Source organism: Micromonospora okii, assembly GCF_020884795.1.
GTDB classification, from domain to species: Bacteria; Actinomycetota; Actinomycetes; order Mycobacteriales; family Micromonosporaceae; genus Micromonospora; species Micromonospora okii.
Genome location: NZ_BBZF01000013.1, coordinates 358,796 through 375,553, shown reverse-complemented (window position 1 = coordinate 375,553; position 16,758 = coordinate 358,796). Strand labels below are relative to the sequence as shown.

17 protein-coding genes and 1 tRNA gene are annotated in these 16,758 nt (G+C 73.6%); 12 read left to right on the top strand and 6 right to left on the bottom strand.

Annotation, left to right across the window (positions count from 1 at the left end; genetic code table 11):
- Nucleotides 1–722 (top strand): C40 family peptidase (locus tag LPU43_RS04820; RefSeq protein WP_229398986.1); only part of this gene is annotated, 722 nt, incomplete at its 5' end.
- Between the two features lie 121 nt (nt 723–843).
- On the opposite strand, the gene dcd is transcribed toward LPU43_RS04820, so the two are convergent.
- A complete protein-coding gene (gene dcd / locus LPU43_RS04815; protein WP_229398985.1) occupies nt 844–1,422 on the bottom strand; it encodes a dCTP deaminase in 579 nt (192 codons plus the stop codon).
- A gap of 99 nt (nt 1,423–1,521) precedes the next feature.
- On the opposite strand from dcd, the gene LPU43_RS04810 reads away from it, so the two are divergent.
- Nucleotides 1,522–2,079, top strand: a complete 558-nt coding sequence (locus LPU43_RS04810; RefSeq protein WP_229398984.1) for a pyridoxamine 5'-phosphate oxidase family protein — start codon at nt 1,522–1,524, stop codon at nt 2,077–2,079.
- 72 nt (nt 2,080–2,151) lie between these two features.
- Here the strand turns inward: LPU43_RS04810 and LPU43_RS04805 are convergent, their stop codons facing one another.
- Nucleotides 2,152–3,138, bottom strand: a complete 987-nt coding sequence (locus LPU43_RS04805; protein ID WP_229398983.1) for a zinc metalloprotease — start codon at nt 3,136–3,138, stop codon at nt 2,152–2,154.
- Nucleotides 3,139–3,396: 258 nt separating this feature from the next.
- Between LPU43_RS04805 and LPU43_RS04800 the strand changes: the two genes are divergently transcribed.
- Nucleotides 3,397–3,470: transfer RNA gene (locus tag LPU43_RS04800), tRNA-Gly, on the top strand.
- Between the two features lie 65 nt (nt 3,471–3,535).
- On the opposite strand, the gene LPU43_RS04795 is transcribed toward LPU43_RS04800, so the two are convergent.
- Nucleotides 3,536–4,243 carry a dihydrofolate reductase family protein gene (locus LPU43_RS04795; RefSeq protein ID WP_229398982.1) on the bottom strand — a complete coding sequence of 236 codons (708 nt, stop codon included), beginning with the start codon at nt 4,241–4,243 and terminating at the stop codon, nt 3,536–3,538.
- A gap of 299 nt (nt 4,244–4,542) precedes the next feature.
- Here LPU43_RS04795 and LPU43_RS04790 point away from each other — a divergent pair, with 299 nt between their 5' ends.
- On the top strand, nt 4,543–5,436 hold the full coding sequence (locus tag LPU43_RS04790) for an LLM class flavin-dependent oxidoreductase (RefSeq protein WP_229398981.1): 894 nt from the start codon (nt 4,543–4,545) through the stop codon (nt 5,434–5,436).
- A gap of 89 nt (nt 5,437–5,525) precedes the next feature.
- On the opposite strand, the gene LPU43_RS04785 is transcribed toward LPU43_RS04790, so the two are convergent.
- Entirely contained in the window at nt 5,526–6,074 is a 549-nt protein-coding gene (locus LPU43_RS04785) for a phosphoribosyltransferase (RefSeq protein ID WP_229399326.1), read from the bottom strand.
- A 293-nt stretch (nt 6,075–6,367) separates the two neighbouring features.
- Between LPU43_RS04785 and LPU43_RS04780 the strand changes: the two genes are divergently transcribed.
- The 5 genes from LPU43_RS04780 to LPU43_RS04760 all read left to right on the top strand — a co-directional run bounded on the left by LPU43_RS04780 (nt 6,368) and on the right by LPU43_RS04760 (nt 11,662).
- A complete protein-coding gene (locus tag LPU43_RS04780; protein ID WP_229398980.1) occupies nt 6,368–7,042 on the top strand; it encodes a septal ring lytic transglycosylase RlpA family protein in 675 nt (224 codons plus the stop codon).
- Nucleotides 7,043–7,151: 109 nt separating this feature from the next.
- Nucleotides 7,152–8,279 carry a PP2C family protein-serine/threonine phosphatase gene (locus tag LPU43_RS04775; RefSeq protein WP_229398979.1) on the top strand — a complete coding sequence of 376 codons (1,128 nt, stop codon included), beginning with the start codon at nt 7,152–7,154 and terminating at the stop codon, nt 8,277–8,279.
- A 245-nt stretch (nt 8,280–8,524) separates the two neighbouring features.
- Nucleotides 8,525–10,381, top strand: a complete 1,857-nt coding sequence (locus tag LPU43_RS04770; RefSeq protein ID WP_229398978.1) for an acyl-CoA dehydrogenase — start codon at nt 8,525–8,527, stop codon at nt 10,379–10,381.
- A gap of 492 nt (nt 10,382–10,873) precedes the next feature.
- A complete protein-coding gene (locus tag LPU43_RS04765) occupies nt 10,874–11,143 on the top strand; it encodes a DUF6458 family protein (protein ID WP_043961115.1) in 270 nt (89 codons plus the stop codon).
- Between the two features lie 231 nt (nt 11,144–11,374).
- On the top strand, nt 11,375–11,662 hold the full coding sequence (locus LPU43_RS04760; protein ID WP_229398977.1) for a DUF6458 family protein: 288 nt from the start codon (nt 11,375–11,377) through the stop codon (nt 11,660–11,662).
- A gap of 72 nt (nt 11,663–11,734) precedes the next feature.
- On the opposite strand, the gene trhA is transcribed toward LPU43_RS04760, so the two are convergent.
- Complete coding sequence (gene trhA, locus LPU43_RS04755) at nt 11,735–12,412, bottom strand: PAQR family membrane homeostasis protein TrhA (RefSeq protein ID WP_229398976.1); 678 nt, start codon at nt 12,410–12,412, stop codon at nt 11,735–11,737.
- A 102-nt stretch (nt 12,413–12,514) separates the two neighbouring features.
- Here trhA and LPU43_RS04750 point away from each other — a divergent pair, with 102 nt between their 5' ends.
- The 3 genes from LPU43_RS04750 to LPU43_RS04740 are packed head-to-tail and all read left to right on the top strand — an operon-like array spanning nt 12,515 to nt 14,731.
- Nucleotides 12,515–13,144 (top strand): 5-oxoprolinase subunit B family protein, encoded by a 630-nt coding sequence (locus LPU43_RS04750; RefSeq protein ID WP_229398975.1) that lies wholly within the window; start codon nt 12,515–12,517, stop codon nt 13,142–13,144.
- Nucleotides 13,141–13,998, top strand: coding sequence for a 5-oxoprolinase subunit C family protein (locus tag LPU43_RS04745; RefSeq protein ID WP_229398974.1), 858 nt, complete (start codon nt 13,141–13,143; stop codon nt 13,996–13,998). Before LPU43_RS04750 ends, LPU43_RS04745 begins: the two co-directional genes overlap by 4 nt.
- On the top strand, nt 13,982–14,731 hold the full coding sequence (locus tag LPU43_RS04740) for a LamB/YcsF family protein (protein ID WP_229398973.1): 750 nt from the start codon (nt 13,982–13,984) through the stop codon (nt 14,729–14,731). The genes LPU43_RS04745 and LPU43_RS04740 overlap by 17 nt, the downstream gene beginning before the upstream one ends.
- Before the next feature lie 78 nt (nt 14,732–14,809).
- On the opposite strand, the gene LPU43_RS04735 is transcribed toward LPU43_RS04740, so the two are convergent.
- Entirely contained in the window at nt 14,810–16,648 is a 1,839-nt protein-coding gene (locus LPU43_RS04735) for an NHL domain-containing thioredoxin family protein (protein ID WP_229398972.1), read from the bottom strand.
- Nucleotides 16,649–16,758: the final 110 nt, after the last annotated feature.

Genomic DNA, 16,758 nt, shown 5'->3' with positions numbered 1-16,758 from the left:
AGGCGATGGAGAAGGTCGGCGGCCTCGCCGCCGAGGCGTACAAGGGCGACAACCTCTCGACGGTCAACGCGCTGCTCGGCAGCCGCACCCCGAGTCAGGTGCTGGGTCGGCTCGAACTGCTCGCCCGGTTCGCCCAGCGGCAGCAGCGCGACGTCCGGGCGGTCGTCGACCTCCGCGACGCGCTGGCCGCGAGGAAGAGGCCGCTGGACGAGATGGTCGCCCAGCTCACCCGCGCCGAGGCCCAGCTCGCCGCGCGGAAGAAGCAGATCAACACCGAGATCGACCGGCTCCAGAAGCTCCGGCTCACGGTGTACGGCGACGGTGGCGGCGGCCCCCTGCGCCCCGCCCCCTGCCCGGCCGCCTACCCCGGTGGCGACGCGGGGACGGCGGTGAAGTTCGCCTGCGCCCAGATCGGCAAGCCCTACGTCTGGGGCGCCGAGGGCCCGAACTCGTACGACTGCTCGGGGCTGATGCTCGCCGCGTGGGCGAGGGCGGGCGTCCGGCTGCCGCACAACGCGGCCCAGCAGCGGTCGGTGACCGACCGGGTGAGCCGCGCCGACCTGCGCCCCGGCGACCTCGTCTTCTACTACGCCGACCTGCACCACGTCGGCATGTACGTGGGCGGCGGCTGGGTGGTGCACGCCTCCCGGGCCGGCGTACCGGTCAGGATGAAGCGCCTCGACGACGGCCCGATCCACAGCTTCGGCCGCCCGTCGTCGTAAGGAAGGGCACCCTGTTAACGCATACGGTCGAGAAGGTGCCCCTTCTCACGGGGCGCCGCAGCCGGTGGGGCGGCGGGCTCGGTGGGGCGGCGGTGGGGCGGCGGTGGGGCGGGCGTCGGGGTCAGCGGGTCGGCCAGGTGCGCCAGTTCTGCCAGGAGCGGCTCGGGGTCGGGCCGCGCTGGCCCTGGTACCGCGAGCCGTAGACCGCCGACCCGTACGGGTGCTCGGCCGGCGAGGAGAGCCGGAAGATGCAGAGCTGACCGATCTTCATCCCCGGCCAGAGGGTGATCGGCAGGTTCGCCACGTTGGACAGCTCCAGCGTGACGTGCCCCGAGAAGCCCGGGTCGATGAACCCCGCCGTGGAGTGGGTGAGCAGGCCCAGCCGGCCCAGGCTCGACTTGCCCTCCAGCCGGCCGGCGAGCTGGTCGCCGAGCGAGATCACCTCAAGCGTGGAGGCGAGCACGAACTCTCCCGGGTGCAGCACGTACGGCTCGCCCTCGGGCACCTCGACCGGGGAGGTCAGGTCGTCCTGCTGCACGGACGGGTCGATGTGCGTGTAGAGGTGGTTGTTGAAGACCCGGAAGAGCTTGTCGAGGCGTACGTCGATGCTCGACGGCTGCACCAGGGTCGGCTCGAACGGCTCCAGCGCGAGGGTGCCAGCCTTCAGCTCGCTGACGAGGTCGCGGTCGGAGAGCAGCATCGCCACACCTTAGCGAGCCTGCTCGGCGGAGCTGCGATCGGTGCGGGGGGCTCCCGCGTGTCGTTCGCTTGTCGTACATGTGTTCGATAAGATGTGGTCATGGCTTCCTGGTCCGAATTCGCCGCTGACGAGCCGCGACTCGCCGACGGCATCCGCCTCCTCATGCAGCAGTACGGGCCGGGCTTCGGCTACCTGGCCACCGTCCGCGCCGACGGCGGGCCCCGGGTGCACCCGGTCTCCCCGGTGATCACCGACGAGGGGCTCTTCTGCTTCGTCATCGACTCGCCGAAACGGCGCGACCTCGAACGCGACGGCCGCTACGCGCTGCACTCCTTCCCGCCGGAGGACAGCGACGACGAGGCGTACGTTGCGGGCCACGCCCGCCCGGTGACGGACCAGGCCCGCCTCACCCGGCTCGCCGAGATCGGGCGGGCCGCCCCGCAGGTCGACTGGCGGCTCTTCGAGTTCACGGTCGACGTGGCGATGCTGGCCCGCCGCGACCAGGGCAACCCCGTCCTTCCCGGCGAGGGTCCGGGGCACCCGGCCGTGCAGGTCTGGCTCGACCCGCGCGCGGCCGACACCGGGGCGACCCCGGCGGTCGTACCGGATCGGGGGCCGGCCGCACGCCGGCGCGGCGCCCACCGCGCGGCGGCCTGACCCCCGAAGACGCCGGTGCCGGCCACGTCGGGAGGACGGAGCCGGCACCGGGGCGTCAGGAGCGGTGGTACGTCAGGCCGCGCGGTACGCGTTCCACGCGGTCAGCATCCGGCTCGCCTGCCCAGCGGTGAACTGGTACATGCACGAGTCGTAGGTGTAGTCCATGAAGTTGTTGATCGGGTCCTTGCCGGTGGTGGTGCAGGTGTCCCGGCCGGTCGGGCACTCGTACGCGGGCGAGGCCTCCGCCGGGGTGTCGCTGACGCCGTCGCCGGAGCCCGAGCAGCCGCCCTGGAAGGTGTGGTAGAGGTTGAGCCAGTGGCCGACCTCGTGGGTGCCGGTGTCGCCCTGGTTGTAGTTGGTGGCGGTGCCGCCCGGCAGCGACTCGTTGAGCGCGACGACGCCGTCCATCTTGTCCAGCGTGCGCTTCGGGAAGGTCGCCCAGCCGAGCAGGCCGTCGCTCAGCTCGCCGAGGTAGACGTTGAGGGTGTTCTTGCCGCCCTCGCGCAGCGAGGTCTTCATCGAGCGCTCGGCCGACGAGCCCGAGACGATCGGGTACCAGGCTGCGTTGGTGACCCGGTTGACCTTCTGGAGCTGGAAGGCGAAGGCGGTGGCCGCGCCGCCGGTGCTGCCGGCGTATGCCTGGTTCAGCACGTTGATCTGCGAGGTGATCATCGAGTCCGGGATGTTGCCGCCGGCCCGGGTGCTGTTCTCCTGGATGACGTGCACGACGACCGGGATGGTCACGGTGGCGAACGGGCCGACCGTGCCAGCACCGGAGCGCGAGGCCGCCCGCTCACGCAGGACGGCGGCGAGGTCGGCCTCGCGCTCGCGCACCTGGTTGGTGGTCAGCGCGTTGGGCTCGTGCTTGGCCTGGCCGCCGGCCTTGACCCGGGCGTCCGAGTGGATGTCGGCCGGCTCGGCGCAGACCTCCGCCGGGGCGGCGGAGAAGGCCGAAGCGGCCGGTACGACGCCCACGGCGGCCGTGCTGAGCAGCAGGGCGAGGGTCGTCGACGCGACACCGGCGGTGCGCCGGGTCAGCAGGTTGGGACGGAGTCCCATGGGCCCACCTCTTTCTGGCGGCGCGGACCGGGGGTGAACCGCGCCGTGGCTGGAACGTGCGGGTGACGTTACAACCGATCGAACGATTTGAGAACGTCCATGCGTTGCCGGGATGAAACTTCTACGTGTCGTCGATGGGTCGGGGGTCCTGGGGGTCGCGGCGCGCCTCGCCCGCCGGGCCCGGTGGGGTGACGGCGGCGCGCGGCGGGGGTACCTGGGTGCACGCGGGGGGCGACCTCAGGTACAGTGGTGCCGCCCGCGGGTGTAGTTCAATGGCAGAACATCAGCTTCCCAAGCTGACAGTGCGGGTTCGATTCCCGTCACCCGCTCCACGCACGAAGGCCCTGGTCAGGACGCGAGTCCCGAGCCAGGGCCTTTCCATGTTCCAGGGGCAGGATCAGACGTCGCGCGTCGTCGTGGGGCCGCCGCCGCTGCCCCGGTCGTCGAGCACGAGCGCGGCGCGGCCCGTCACCGCGTACCGGATGTGGGTGACCTGCGGGGTGGGGATGACGCGCGTCGGCATCAGCTCGATGCCCTCCTTCTCCCCGAGGTCCAGGTCCGCGTCGAACAGCCGCAGGCCGGTGCCGAGGACGACCGGGACCACGTGCAGTTCCAGTTCGTCGAGCAGGCCGGCCTTGAGGACCTGCCGCACCAGGCTGCCGCCGCCGGCGACGGCGACGTTCTTGCCGCCCGCCACGGCGCGCGCCTGCTCGACGGCGCTGGCCACGCCGTCGGTGACGTACGTGAAGCTGGTGCCACCCTGGCGCAGCAGCCGCTCGCGGGGCCGGTGCGTGACGACGAAGACCGGCGCGCGGAACGGCGGCTCCTCGCCCCACGGGACCTCACCGCCGTCGGCCATCCGCCGCCCCATCACGTACGCCCCGGCGGAGGTGAACGACTCCGCGACCACGTCGGAGTTGACGTCCCGCTCCCCGCCGGTGAATCCCTGCCGCTCCCGCCAGGCCATCGCGTCGGTCACCCAGCGGGTGACCCGGAAGAAGGCGGCGCTCTCGGCCGAGTCCATCCAGTCACCGTCGCCGGTGTGCTGCGGGCCCGCGTAGAACCCGTCCACCGACACCGAAAGCTGCGCGGTCACCTTCGTCATATCGCGTTGTTCCTCTCCGTCCGGCGGCACCCTCCGGGCGTCCGTCCGCAATGGGGTCGGAGCTGACCGGACGTACCCTACGGGCACGCGGCGTGATCCACGTCACTGCTGCGCCTGTGGTGCCAACCTTCGGCCGGGGGCGGGCCGGCGTGTGCCCGGAGCGGCTGCCGCTCGGGGACGGGCAACGGCTACGGACGCCCTGGTGCGGCGCCGGCTCCGGCGGAGGACTACTGGACCGGCACCGGCCGGTCGGTGCAGTTCGGCCGCCGGGGAGGGCGGCGGGACGTAGGCTGACGATCATGCGGATTGGCATCGTGATCCTCCCCGACCAGCGTTGGTCGGAGTCGCAGCACCGGTGGCGGCAGGTGGAGGAGTGGGGCTTCGACCACGCCTGGACGTACGACCACCTGGGCTGGCGGGACCTGGTCGACGGGCCCTGGTTCGACTCGATGACCACGCTGACGGCCGCCGCGACGGTGACCTCGCGCATCCGGCTCGGCACCCTGGTCGCCTCGCCCAACTTCCGGCACCCGGCGGCGTTCGCCCGCCAGGTCACCGCCCTCGACGACATCTCCGGCGGCCGGTTCCTGCTCGGCGTCGGCGCGGGCGGCATCGGCTTCGACTCGGCGGTGCTGGGCGGCGAGACGCTGCCGCCCCGCCAGCGGGTCGACCGGTTCGCGGAGTTCACCGAGCTGCTCGACCTGATCCTGCGGGAGGACGGTACGACCTGGCGCGGCGACTGGTTCGCCGCCGTGGACGCCCGGAACAACCCGGGCTGCGTGCAGCGCCCCCGGGTGCCGTTCGTGGTGGCCGCCAACGGCCCCCGCTCGATGCGGCTGGTGGCGCGGTTTGGGCAGGGCTGGGTGACCACCGGCGCGGGCGGCGACGACCTGGAGGCCTGGTGGCGTACGGTGTCCGACCTCGCCGACCGGATGGACCGGACGCTGGCCGAGGCGGGCCGCGACCCGGCCACCCTGGACCGCTACCTCTCCCTGGACTCCGCGCCGGTCTTCTCGCTTAGCAGCGCGGACTTCTTCGCCGAGCAGGTCGGCCGGGCCGCCCGCCTCGGCTTCACCGACGTGGTGACGCACTGGCCACGGGCCAGTAGCTGGTACGCCGGGGACGAGGCCGTCCTGGTGGACGCGGCCAAACGCCTCCTGCCCGAACTGCGCCACCTCCCCGCCGGGCGGTGAGCGCTTCCCCCTGCCTCCGGCGTGCTGCCGCCGGCAGGGGGTGAGAAGGGAGCCCTTCTACACCGTAGGCGTTAACAGGGGGCCCTTCCTTACACCAGGTGGGCGGCGTCGAGCAGGCCGTGTAGGCGCAGGTCGGCGGCCACGGCCGGCGGGCACCCGACGACCACGGCCGAGGTGCCGAGAACGTCGGCGCCCCGGGCGGCGCAGATCGCGTACAGGGCGTGGAGCTGGGCGGCGGTGGCGACCCAGTCGTCCACCACCAGCACCCGGTCGCCGGGGCCGAGGTGCCGGTCCCGGACGCCCAGGTCGACCCGGCGGCCCCGGAAGTCCGGCGGGCTCTGCGCCCAGGTGGTCGCCCCGGCCGGCAGCCGCCCGTCCCCCGCCTTGTAGGCGGGCACGAAGCCGACGCCGAGCGCGGTCGCGGCGAGCGGGCCGAGCAGCAGGCCGGTGACGGCCGGGGCGAGCACCACGGTCGGCCGGGCGTCCCGGAACGGGGCCACCAGGGCGGGGCCCAGCTCCGCCAGCACGGTCGGGTCGCGCCACCAGCCGGAGACGTCGCTGACGAGGTGGGTGCTCTCGGGGCCGGGGTCGACCCAGCGGAACAGCTCGACGAGGCGTCGGCTCAGGTCGGCGGGCATGTCGCCATCCTGCGCCAGCCCCGCCACCCGTCCCACCAGCCCCACCGGCCGCGCCGCCGGACTGGCCCCGCCACCCGCCCCACCGGCCGCGCCGCCGAGCTGGTTGCGCCACCCGCCCCAGCCGCGCCGGGCCGGGGGAGCGGGGCGGGCCGAGCGGGCCACCTCGCCTCGGATGATCGGCTACACGTATCCGAGCAAATGCGTACATATCACAAGGATCACGTTGACTTCGGAAGTGCTTCTCTCGTTACGGTCCGGGCCGGTTTGTTCTCCACGACGAAAGGACCGGGCCGGTGGTTGGTAGGCACTCCCGTACCCGCTTGTTCTCCTCGCCGGCCGGTATCGCGGCCACCGCGGCGGTCGGCGTCGCGCTCGCCGTCGGCGGGACCGTCGGGGCCGTGCAGCTCACCGCCGGCGAGGCCGCTCCCGAGCCGGCCGTCGCCGACACCCCGGCGAGCGCCCCCGCCGTCCCCGTCCCGCCGCAGGCGTCACCCGGGGCGAGCCTCCCGTCGAGCGTCGACCCGTCGCCGACGGTCACGGCCACGCCGGAGGTGACCCGGAGCCCGGCCGCCTCGCGGAGCAGGCCGCGCACCCCCGCGCCGAAGCCGACCGCCACCACGAAGAAGCCGGCGACGCCGAAGAAGGCCGCCACGACGAAGAAGGCGGCACCGACCAGCGCCGTCGTCGACAGCGGCTCCTGCGGCGCGTCCTTCTACGCCGAGGGGCAGCTCACCGCCAACGGGGAGACCTTCGACCCGAGCGCGCTGACCGCCGCGCACAAGACCCTGCCGTTCGGCACGAAGGTCCGGGTGACCAACCCGGGCAGCGGCAAGTCGGTCACCGTACGGATCAACGACCGCGGCCCGTTCATCGAGGGCCGCTGCATCGACCTCTCCCGGGCTGCGTTCGCCGCCATCGCCTCGCTCGACGTGGGCGCGATGACCGTGAAGTACGAGGTCCTGGGCTGATCCGGTGACCACCCGGCCGGAGCGGGGCCCGGCGGGTGACCCGGGCCGGCCGGGCAGAACATCCTCGGCCGAGGGGCCAGCTTCGTTCACCCGTTCACGTGCATCAGGCATGCTGTCCCTCGTACGTACGCATGCCTTCCAGCCGGGCCGTGGCCCGCTGACCCCCGGATCCCGCGCCGGCCTCGGCGCGGCCCTCGTCCTGCTCGCGTTCGTCTCGGCCGTCGAGCTGGCGGACGGACGCTCCGCGCACTACATCGCCCTGATGGTCGCCGCGCCCTTCCTCGCCGCCGCGCTCGCCTCCTGGCGGGTGGTGCTGGGGGTGGGCTCCGCCGCCACGGGGATCGGCCTCGCCTTCGCCCTGGCCGAGCCGGGGATGTCGCTGGTAACCGCCGTCAACGTGGCCGGGATCGCGCTGGCCACGGCGATCGCGGCCGTGGTGGCCGCGGTCCGTCAGCGGCAGGCCGAGCGGATCGCCGAGCTGTCCAAGCTGGCGGCGGTGGCCCAGCAGGCGGTGCTGCGCCCGCTCGGGCCGCAGGTGGGCAGCCTTGCGGTGGCCGGGCGCTACATCTCCTCGACCGAGACCGCCGAGATCGGCGGGGACCTGTACGAGGCGATCGAGACCCCGTACGGCGTGCGGATGATCATCGGTGACGTGCGGGGCAAGGGGTTGGACGCCGTCCGGCTGGCCAGCATCGTGCTCGGCTCCTACCGGCACGTGGCGTACGAGCGGACCGACCTGCGGGCCGTGGTGGCCGACCTGGACCGGGCGGTGGCCCGCAACGTCGGCGACGAGGACTTCGTCACCGCCGCCCTGGTCGAGGAGCGGGGCGGGACGCTCACCATCGTCAACTGTGGGCACCCGCCGCCGCTGCTGCTGCGCCGGGGCGCGGTGATCCCGCTGGAGCCGCCGGCCCCCGCGCCGCCGCTGGGCTTCATGCCGGTGGTCCGGCCCCGGGTCGAGCGCCTGGAGCCGGGCGACCGACTGCTGCTGTTCACCGACGGCCTCGGGGAGGCCCGCCGCGACGGCGAGTTCTTCCCGACCGCCGACCGGGCCTGGCGGCTGCTCGGGCACGGCACGGTCGGCGACGGGCTCGCGTCGCTGGAGACCGCGCTGGTCGAGTGGGTGCACGGCCGACTCGACGACGACATCGCCCTGGTCCTGATGGAGTACGCCGGGCCGGACAGCGGGACCACCGCCGCCGTGCCGAGCTGGGAGCTCGGCGCCGCCGAGGCGTGAGCCGGCCCCTTGTCCGAGGCGTGCGGTCTCCCCCGTCCGAGGCGTGCGGGATTTCCTCGTCCGAGGCGTGCGGCCTCCCTCGCCCCGCGGTGGCGAGGGCGCCTCCGCTCCGGCTCTGGCCGACGGCCGAACCACAGGTGTGTAATTGCTGTCACTTCGGCGAGCGGCTTGTCGCTACCTACCGACGAGTAATACAGTCGGGGTTACTGCTCGGTAACACCTGTCCGGAAGCGGGGCCAGCGACCATGACCCACTACAAGAGCAACCTGCGGGACCTCGAGTTCAACCTGTTCGAGGTCTTCGGGGCGGACCGCGCGTTCGGCCAGGAGCCGTACTCGGATCTGGACATCGACACCGCGCGCAGCGTCCTCGCCGAGGTCGACCGCCTCTCCCGTGAGGACCTGGCGGCCAGCTACACGGACAGCGACCGCAACCCCCCGGTCTTCGACCCGGCCACGCACACCGCTCCGCTGCCGGAGTCGTTCAGGAAGTCGTACCAGGCCTTCATGGACTCCGAGTTCTGGCGGCTGGACCTCCCGCCCGCCCTGGGTGGCACCAACGCCCCGCGCGCGCTCTGGTGGTCCATCGCCGAGCTGGTGCTCGGCGCGAACGCCCCGATCTGGATGTACTCCTCCGGCCCGTCCTTCGCGCACGTGCTGCACGTCGAGGGCAACGAGGATCAGCGCGGGTGGGCCAAGCTGTTCATCGAGAAGCAGTGGGGCTCCACGATGGTGCTCACCGAGCCGGACGCGGGCTCGGACGTCGGCGCCGGCCGCACCCGCGCCGTCCCGCAGCCGGACGGCTCGTGGCACATCGAGGGCGTGAAGCGCTTCATCACCTCCGGCGAGCACGACCTGAGCGACAACATCGTGCACTACGTGCTGGCCCGCCCGGTCGGCGTCGAGGGCGTCGGCGGCCCGGGTACCAAGGGGCTGTCGCTCTTCGTCGTCCCGAAGTACCACTTCGACGCCGAGACCGGTGAGCTGGGCGAGCGCAACGGCGTCTACGCCACCAACGTCGAGCACAAGATGGGCATCCGGGTCTCCAACACCTGCGAGATGACCTTCGGCGAGCACGGCGTGCCGGCGAAGGGCTGGCTGCTGGGCGACAGGCACGACGGCATCCGGCAGATGTTCATGATCATCGAGTACGCCCGGATGATGGTCGGCACCAAGGCCATCGCCACCCTCTCCACCGGCTACCTCAACGCCCTGGAGTACGCGAAGAACCGGGTGCAGGGCGCCGACCTGATCCAGCAGGCCGACAAGACCGCCCCCCGGGTCACCGTCACCCACCACCCGGACGTCCGCCGCTCGCTGATGCTCCAGAAGGCGTACGCCGAGGGCCTGCGCGCCCTGGTCTGCTACACCGCCTCCTGGCAGGACCAGGTCGCCCTCGCCGAGGCGGCGGGCGACGAGAAGGCGACGAAGACCGCGAAGCGGGTCAACGACCTGCTGCTGCCGCTGGTCAAGGGCGTCGGTTCCGAGCGGGCGTACGAGCTGCTCGGCCACGAGTCGCTGCAGACCTTCGGCGGCTCCGGCTTCCTCCAGGACTACCCGCTGGAGCAGTACGTCCGCGACGCGAAGATCGACACCCTGTACGAGGGCACGACCGCGATCCAGAGCCTCGACCTGATCTTCCGGAAGATCGTCCGGGACAACGGCAAGGCCCTGATGACGGTGGCCGGCGAGATCCAGGAGTTCATCACCTCCGAGGGCGGCAACGGCCAGCTCAAGCAGGAGCGGCAGGCGCTCGGCAAGGCGCTCGCCGAGGTGCAGAACATCCTCGGCGTGCTGACCGGCTGGCTGGGCGAGGCGCAGGCCGGCGAGCCCCGGGCGCTGTACAAGGTGGGCCTGAGCAGCCGCCGGTTCCTGCTGGCGGTCGGCGACCTGGTCGTCGGCTGGCTGCTCCAGCGGCAGGCCGACGTCGCCCTGCGTGCCCTGGGCGGCGAGGTCTCCGCCGCCGACAAGGCGTTCTACACCGGCAAGGTGGCCGCCGCGAAGTTCTTCGCCCGCGAGGTGCTGCCCCGCCTCGGCGCCGACCGGCGGATCATCGAGAACACCGACCTGGAGCTGATGGACCTCCCGGAGGAGGCCTTCTAGCGCGACACCCGGCGTGACCGGCGGCCGGCGAGCGGACAGCTCGCCGGCCGCTGCCGTACGCGCTCCCGTGCCCGTACGCGCTCCCGTGCCCGTACGCGCTCCCGTGCCCGTACGCGCTCCCGTGCCCGTACGCGCTCCCGTGCCCGTACGCGCTCCCGTGCCCGTACGCGCTCCCGTGCCCGTACGCGCTCCCGTGCCCGTACGCGCTCCCGTGCCCGTACGCGCTCCCGTGCCCGTACGCGCTCCCGTGCGCGCTGCCCGTACCGCCGCGCGGGTCGCTGCCCGTGCCCCGTACCGTCGCTGCCGTCGCCCGTGCCCGGCGGGGCCGGGCGTGACGCCGACCCGCCCCCGTGTCGTCGGCGTGCCGGTCCGGGCGGCCCGTACCGCTGTCGCGGGCCCTGTCCCGGGTAGTTGCCGGCCCGGGCGGGTAACCGTGCCCCGGACGTCGTCAGTGAACGCCCAGAGCCACCGCACGTGGGGGTGCAGCAGCACATGGGCATTGGTAGCGGAATCTTCCTCATCGCCATCGGGGCGATCCTGACCTTCGCCATCCGGGCCAACGTCTGGTGGGTGGACCTGCGCGCCGTCGGGTGGGTCTTCATCCTGGCGGGGCTGGCCGTGCTGCTCACCACGCTCTGGTTCTGGCAGGACCGGCGCAAGCGGGCGCGCACGCTGATCGTGGAGGAGAACCGGCTCTCGCACCCGACCGCGATGATGCCGCCGCCGCCCGATCCGCCCCCGCCGACGGCGCCGCCGTCCTGAGTCGGCCTGTGAGCAGGGGCCCCGGTTCCGGCCGGGGCCCCTGCTCACGCGCGCCCGCCGCCCTCGGGTGTTAGGAAGGGTCCCTTGTACAACGGAATCCGTTAACAAGGGCCCCTTCCTTTCCGTGCCCGATTGACGATCACGGGCCTTGGGTATGTCGATGGGCGCCGCAACCTCATCCATGGCCGCGGCGGGTAGAAGCGCCAGCTGATAGCCAAGGAGGCGACGAAAATGGGCATTGGTGCCAGCATCTTCCTGATCGCGCTGGGCGCGATCTTCGCGTTCGCCGTGCAGGCCGACCTGGGATGGCTCAACCTCAGCGTCGTCGGCTGGGTGCTGATGCTCACGGGGATCGTCAGCCTGCTCGTCACGCTCTATTTCTGGAACCGCGGCCGGCGTGCGGTGGTGGCCACCCCGGCGCGGGGGAACCGCGTGGTGACCGAGCGCGTGGTGCCGGCGCAGGGCCAGCCGGTGGTGCAGGAGTACCGCGAGGTGCGCCAGCCGGGCCGCCCTGTCTGATATCCGCCCACAGACCCCGGGGGCCCCGCAACGGCGCGGGGCCCTCGGCGTGTGTACGGGCGGATGCGGGGCTCAGGCGAAGAGCGCGAAGTAGATCGCGATGTGGTGGCAGATCGCCGCCACCAGGGTACAGGCGTGGAAGAACTCGTGGTGGCCGAAGACCGTGGGCCACGGGTTGGGCCGGCGCAGCGCGTAGCAGACCGCGCCGACGCTGTAGATCGCGCCGCCGACCGCGAGCAGCACCAGGGCGGTCACCCCGCCGCCGGCCAGGATCTGCGGCAGCATCACCACCGACACCCAGCCGAGCGCCAGGTAGAGGGGCGCGGAGACCCAGCGCGGGGCGTGCGGCCACACCAGCTTGACGGCCACCCCGCCCAGCGCGCCGCCCCAGACCAGGGCCAGCATCGTGGTCGCCAGCCGGGTGTCCAGCAGCAGGACGCAGAACGGCGTGTACGTGCCGGCGATGAACACGAAGATCATCGAGTGGTCCATCCGGCGCATGACCTGGTAGCCGCGCTCGGACCACACTCGGCGGTGGTAGAGGGCGCTGGTGCCGAAGAGGCCGCAGACGGTGACGCTGTAGATCAGGCAGCTCACCAGCGGGGCCCAGCCGGGGCGGGTGGCCGCGATCGAGCAGAGCACGACGCCGCAGGCGAACGCGACGAAGAACGCGTACGTGTGCAGCCAGCCGCGCATCCGGGGCTTACCGATGTCGACCGGCTTGAGTCGAAGCGGTGCGGAGGTCGTCACGCACTTAGGTTACGGCACCGTAGGTTACTTTCAAGTAGTGGCGGGGGTCGGCAACGCCGGATCGCGGGCCCCGGCCCGCCCCGGGTCGGGGATCATGGCGCAATGCGGATACGGCCCGTCGGCGCGCACGCCCTGCTGCTCGACTGCGACGACCCCGACCAGGTGGAGGGGTGGCGCGCCGAGCTGTGGCACCGCCGGTCGGCCGGCGAGCTGACCGCCGTGGAGATCGTGCCGGGTGCCCGTACGGTGCTGCTCGACGGGGTGCCCGACCCGGCGCGGGCCGCCGCGCTCGTCGCGGGCTGGACGCCCCGGCCCGCCGACGCCGTCGACACCGCCGGGGCCGAGGTCGAGGTTCCCGTCACGTACGACGGGGAGGACCTGCCCACCGTCGCCGCCCACTGGGGGGTCGACGTGCCCACCGTGGTCGCCCGCCTCACCGGCACCCGGTTCCGGGTCGCCTTCTGCGGCTTCGCGCCCGGGTTCGCGTACCTGACGGGGCTGCCGGCCGCATGGGCGGTGCCCCGGCTCGCCACGCCCCGAGCCCGGGTGCCGGCCGGCTCCGTCGCCCTCGCCGGCCCGTACGCCGGGATCTACCCCGGCGCGTCGCCGGGCGGCTGGCTGCTCGTCGGGCGGACCGGGCTCACCCTGTTCGACCCACCCGCCGACCCACCCGCCGACCCACCCGCCCGGCTCACCCCCGGCACCCGGGTACGCCTGGCGGCGGCGCCGTGACCGGCCGGCTGGAGATACTCCGGGCCGGGGCGCTCACCACCGTCCAGGACCAGGGGCGGCCCGGCTGGGCGCACCTCGGCGTATCCCGGTCGGGGGCGCTCGACCCGGCGGCCCTGCGGCTGGCCAACCGCCTGGTCGGCAACCCCGAGGCCGCCGCCGGCCTGGAGACCACCCTGACCGGCTGCGCGCTGCGGCTGACCCGGGCCGGCGCGGTCGCCGTCACCGGCGCGGACGCCGACGTGCGGGTCGGCGACCGGCCCGGCGACGTCGGTCGCCCGCTCTCCGTGCCCGCCGGCGCGGTCGTCCGGGTCGGCCCGGCCCGCTCCGGCCTGCGGAACTGGCTCGCCGTCTCCGGCGGCATCGCCGTCGAGCCGGTGCTCGGCAGCCGGTCCACCGACACCCTCTCCGGGCTCGGCCCGCCCCCGCTGCGCGACGGTGACACGCTGCCGCTCGGCGACCCGGCCGGCGACCCCGCCCCGGTCGACGTGACCGTCGGGCGTCCCGCCCCGGCCGAGCTGCGGCTCGCGCTGCGCCTCGGCCCCCGCGACGACTGGTTCGACCCGGCCGCGCTGGAGCTGCTGTTCGACACGGCGTACACGCTGAGCCCGGTCGGCAACCGGGTCGGCGCGCGACTGACCGGCGCGCCGCTGCCCCGCGCGGTGGCCGGGGAACTGCCCAGCGAGGGGATCGTGCTCGGCGCGGTGCAGGTGCCCGCCGACGGCCAGCCGCTGATCTTCCTTGCCGACCATCCCACCACCGGCGGCTACCCGGTCGTCGGGGTGGTGGACGACGTGACCGGGCTCGCGCAGGCCCGGCCAGGGACTACGGTGAGGTTCCATGGACCTCAACGCTGACCTCGGCGAGGGATTCGGCATCTGGCGGCTCGGCGACGACGAGGCGCTGCTGGGCCTCATCACCTCCGCCAACGTGGCCTGCGGTTTCCACGGCGGCGACCCGTCCACCATGCGCCGGGTCTGCGCCGCCGCCGCCGAACGCGACGTCGCGATCGGCGCCCAGGTCGGCTACCGCGACCTCGCCGGCTTCGGCCGCCGGCACATCGCGTACGGCTTCGCGGAGCTGCGCGACGAGGTGACCTACCAGCTCGGGGCGCTCGACGCGTTCTGCCGGGTGGCCCGCGTCCGGGTCCGCTACCTCAAGCCGCACGGCGCGCTCTACCACGCCGCGTCGACCGACGAGGCGCAGGCCGCCGCCCTGGTCGCCGCCGTCAACGACTACGACCACGAGCTGCCCGTGCTCTGCGCGCCCGGCTCGATGCTGGCCCAGCTCGCCACCGGCGCGGGCCTGCGGGTCGTCGCCGAGGGCTTCGCCGACCGTGGCTACCTGCCCACCGGCGCGCTCGTGCCCCGCAGCGCCCCCGGCGCGCTGGTCACCGACCCCGAGCAGGTGGCCGCCCGGGCGGTCCGGATGGCCACCGAGCGCACGGTGGTGGCGGTCGACGGCAGCGTGGTGCCCTGCCAGGTCGAGTCGATCTGCCTGCACGGGGACACGCCGGGGGCGGTCCGCTGCGCCGAACTGGTGCGGGCCGCGCTGGTCGAGGCGGGGGTCACGCTCACTGCGTTCGCGTGAAAGGAAGGGCCCCCTGTTAACGCATTCGGTATAGGAAGGGCCCCTTCCTAACCGCCGGGCGCCGGCGGCGCGGGCGGGTCAGGTGTCCAGGCCGCGCAGGACCAGGGGGAGGCGGGCCGCACCGCCCTCGACCACCCGGACCGGCACGCCCCAGTCCTGGCGGGTCAGGTGGCAGGCCGCGTGCTCCACGTCGGCGTCACAGGTCGCCGCCTGCGCGGTCACCTGGAGCACCCCTCCGGCCACCGAACCGTCGACCACCAGCCGCCGGGACAGCTCCGTGCCGGTGCCCGCCCCGTCGAGCAGCAGCTCCGGCGGGGACGCCGACACGACCAGCCGGGTCGACGGCCCGTACGTCTCGTCCAGCTTCTGCCCCGGCGCCGGGGTGAAGACGATGTCCAGGGTCACCTCGCCTGCCGCCACGTCCGTGGGCTTGCGCTCGGTGCGGTGCCGGGGGCCGTCGACCGTGCTCGCCCCGGCAGCCGACAGCGCGCCCGGCGCCAGCCGGGTCAACCGGTGCGCCGCCGACTCGACCACCAGCACCCCGCCGTCCCCGGTCAGCACCAGGTCGCTCGGCTCGGCCAGCCCGTCGGCGACCGTCGACACCTGACCGGTCGCCGGGTCGAAGCGGCGGACCGCCCCGTTGTACGTGTCGGCGACCAGCACCGAGCCGTCCGGCAGCGCGCAGACACCCAGCGGGTGCTGCAACAGCGCCCGCTCGGCGGGGCCGTCGACGTGGCCGAAGTCGAACAGCCCCTGGCCGACGGCCGTGTGCAGGACGCCGTCCTCGACGTACCGGATCGCGCTGGTCTCGCTGTCGGCGACCCAGAGCCGGGTGCCGTCGGCCGACACGGACAGGCCGGAGGGCTGGGCCAGCCACGCCTCGGCGAGTGGGCCGTCGCGCAGCGCCTCCACCGTCGTCCCGGCGTACATGCCGGCCGTGCGGCGGATCGGGTCGAACCACCAGAGCTGGTGGATGCCGGCCATCGCGACGACCACCCGGTCGTCGTACCAGGCCAGGTCCCAGGGGGAGGAGAGGTCCACCGAGAGCGCGTCGTGGGCGTGGTCGTCGACCGTGGAGCGCCACTGCCGCCCGGTGCCGGCGACGGTGACCACCTCGCCGGTCGCCAGCCGTACGCCGCGCAGCAGGTGGTTCACGGTGTCGGCGACGACCACGTCGTACCCGGCCACCTCGGCCGCGTGCTCCGGCAGCCGGCAGAGCCCCTGCGGCTCCGAGAACGCGGCGGCCCCCGCCGGGCCGTCGGCCCGCCCCCGCGCGCCCGACCCGATCCGGCGCAGCAGCGTCTCCCCGTCCGGGGCCAGCTCGGCCAGCGAGTGCCGGGCCGAGTCGGAGACCAGCAGGTTCCCGCCGTCCAGCACGATCGCCTTGCCCGGGAAGCGCAGGGTCGTCTCCGGCTCGGCGGGCGGCACGTACGGGCCGTCGCCCCGGCGCAGGGTGCCCTTCGCCTCGTGGGTGGCGACCAACTCGTCGACGAGCCGGGACAGCCCCTCGGCGTGGCCCTCGCCGGCCATCGTGGCCACGACGTACCCCTCGGGGTCGATCACCGCGAGGGTCGGCCAGGCCCGGGCCGCGTACTGCTGCCACATGTCCAGCTCGGGATCGTCGAGGACGGGGTGGTGCACGCCGTACCGCTCGACGGCGGCGGCCAGGGCCTCCGGGTCCTTCTCGTGCTCGAACTTCGGCGAGTGCACGCCGACGACGACGAGCACGTCGGCGTACTTCTCCTCCAGTGGGCGCAGCTCGTCGATGACGTGGAGGCAGTTGACGCAGCAGAAGGTCCAGAAGTCCAACAGGACGCAGCGACCGCGGAGGTCCTGCAACGTCAGGTCTCGTCCACCGGTGTTGAGCCACTGGCGGCCTCGAAGTTCGGGCGCACGGACGCGGGGCGAAGTAGCCATACCGCCACCCTGCCACGGCCTCGGTGGGAAGGGCCCGGAGGCTCGGACACTGTGGCACGGCGAACGGGAAGCGCGCAGGGGCGGGCCACGGTGATCCGTGCCCCGCCCCC

What these genes read in the sequence shown, in the direction of transcription:
- LPU43_RS04760 (WP_229398977.1), top strand. Translation starts at nt 11,375, where the DNA reads ATGGGCATTGGTGCCAGCATCTTCCTGATCGCGCTGGGCGCGATCTTC.
- LPU43_RS04765 (WP_043961115.1), top strand. Translation starts at nt 10,874, where the DNA reads ATGGGCATTGGTAGCGGAATCTTCCTCATCGCCATCGGGGCGATCCTG.
- LPU43_RS04785 (WP_229399326.1), bottom strand. Translation starts at nt 6,074, where the DNA reads ATGCCCGCCGACCTGAGCCGACGCCTCGTCGAGCTGTTCCGCTGGGTC.
- dcd (WP_229398985.1), bottom strand. Translation starts at nt 1,422, where the DNA reads ATGCTGCTCTCCGACCGCGACCTCGTCAGCGAGCTGAAGGCTGGCACC.
- LPU43_RS04775 (WP_229398979.1), top strand. Translation starts at nt 7,152, where the DNA reads ATGCTGTCCCTCGTACGTACGCATGCCTTCCAGCCGGGCCGTGGCCCG.
- LPU43_RS04735 (WP_229398972.1), bottom strand. Translation starts at nt 16,648, where the DNA reads ATGGCTACTTCGCCCCGCGTCCGTGCGCCCGAACTTCGAGGCCGCCAG.
- LPU43_RS04740 (WP_229398973.1), top strand. Translation starts at nt 13,982, where the DNA reads ATGGACCTCAACGCTGACCTCGGCGAGGGATTCGGCATCTGGCGGCTC.
- LPU43_RS04770 (WP_229398978.1), top strand. Translation starts at nt 8,525, where the DNA reads ATGACCCACTACAAGAGCAACCTGCGGGACCTCGAGTTCAACCTGTTC.
- LPU43_RS04795 (WP_229398982.1), bottom strand. Translation starts at nt 4,243, where the DNA reads ATGACGAAGGTGACCGCGCAGCTTTCGGTGTCGGTGGACGGGTTCTAC.
- LPU43_RS04750 (WP_229398975.1), top strand. Translation starts at nt 12,515, where the DNA reads ATGCGGATACGGCCCGTCGGCGCGCACGCCCTGCTGCTCGACTGCGAC.
- LPU43_RS04810 (WP_229398984.1), top strand. Translation starts at nt 1,522, where the DNA reads ATGGCTTCCTGGTCCGAATTCGCCGCTGACGAGCCGCGACTCGCCGAC.
- LPU43_RS04805 (WP_229398983.1), bottom strand. Translation starts at nt 3,138, where the DNA reads ATGGGACTCCGTCCCAACCTGCTGACCCGGCGCACCGCCGGTGTCGCG.
- LPU43_RS04790 (WP_229398981.1), top strand. Translation starts at nt 4,543, where the DNA reads ATGCGGATTGGCATCGTGATCCTCCCCGACCAGCGTTGGTCGGAGTCG.